This window comes from Pseudomonas sp. 14P_5.3_Bac1, assembly GCF_025466135.1.
In the GTDB taxonomy this organism is placed as follows: domain Bacteria; phylum Pseudomonadota; class Gammaproteobacteria; order Pseudomonadales; family Pseudomonadaceae; genus Aquipseudomonas.
In genome coordinates, this window is record NZ_JANLOF010000008.1 from 1 (window position 1) to 1,271 (window position 1,271).

Consider the following 1,271-nt stretch of genomic DNA (forward strand, 5'->3'; position numbering starts at 1 on the left):
GTTTTACTCAATCTCCATTGAAGGCGGTGTTATCACAGACCTGACGCTGGATATGCCACATGTCATTTTACAAAACGATGCCGAACCACAGGAACATTTAGCGATTCGTTATCGGAGCATCACGTGGGCTCACCACCTTGCTGGCACAACAGGCTATAGCGCTTGGGGAGGCGATGAGTGAAACCGTTAACTGACAGAACGGATAGCGATAGGTCCGGCACTTGTGATTTTTGGCAGGTCAATCGCGCCGGGAGTATTCTGGCGAACCAAGCGTGTACCGTGAGCGCGCGGCATATCAAAAATGGTGTGTTGCGGTTGCAATTCAATCGTGAAGTGGCGTACTACGCGAGAAGTATTGTCCACGATGTGGAGCAGGGTAAAAAGTCCCCAGAGCAGGGTCTTAGGGACTTGGAAAACGAACAAAAAGCCTGTTTGACCAGTCAATGGAGATCTCTCGACAGGGTATTGGGGTGATTGCAGGTGCACTGCAATTCACGGCCGGAGCAGGGATCTGTTACGGGTCTATCGGTACGCTATGTGTGGTCCCTGGAGTGCCGTTGATGGCGCACGGAGCCAATAATGTCTATGAGGGTGGACGTAATTTGTGGGAACGCCGCTCGGACACTCAGGGGCCGGTGCGCAAGGTGTACCACCAAGTTGCTAAAGCAATGGGCGGTGGTGAGTTTGAAGGGAATATGGCGTATGGAGGCGGCGATTTATTGATGTCAGTGTACGGTGTGGCCAGGTTGGTTTTAAAGCCTGATTCTTGGCGTCTGTTTCGTTATGTTCGTAGTGATTATCAACGTGGATATGTCGAGGCTAGTAAATTCACCTTAGCTTTTGATGCGTTTGCTGATGGAGTTACAATAAATAATATGAATAGAGATATAAAGAATAATGAGTAGTGATAATATTTTTTTGACATTTGTTTATTTTATTATTTCTGTTTTGGGGTTCTTGTGTTTTTATTTAATTAGCAGGCATCTTTCTGGTGATAACTTTAAAGAGAAATGGTTTTGGCTGTGCTTTGCTGGCGTTCTACTTTGGGGGGCGGTGCAATATAACGTAGCTCGCCACGGATCCATTTTGTTTTTTTCGTCCCCTCTGGAGTTTCTTGTTAGTAACTATTGGATTCGGTGGATTGCATTCATCAGTGCTATCCTTCAAGCGACATGTATTCCTAGCAAAACAATGCACAAGCCAAGCGCTGGTGGATCTACTTGAACATAATTTCCCGGCGGATAAACACGGCAGATTCTGTCTAACATTTA

1 protein-coding gene and 1 pseudogene are annotated in these 1,271 nt (G+C 46.5%); both read left to right on the forward strand.

Annotation, left to right across the window (positions count from 1 at the left end):
- Positions 1-181: pseudogene (locus NTD89_RS02140) on the forward strand (type VI secretion system tube protein Hcp); the annotation flags it as partial.
- A gap of 262 nt (positions 182-443) precedes the next feature.
- A complete protein-coding gene (locus NTD89_RS02145) occupies positions 444-905 on the forward strand; it encodes a DUF4225 domain-containing protein (protein ID WP_315975598.1) in 462 nt (153 codons plus the stop codon).
- Positions 906-1,271: the final 366 nt, after the last annotated feature.

Excerpts from the sequence above, each read along its gene's own strand:
- NTD89_RS02145 (WP_315975598.1), top strand. The coding sequence starts at position 444 with ATGGAGATCTCTCGACAGGGTATTGGGGTGATTGCAGGTGCACTGCAA.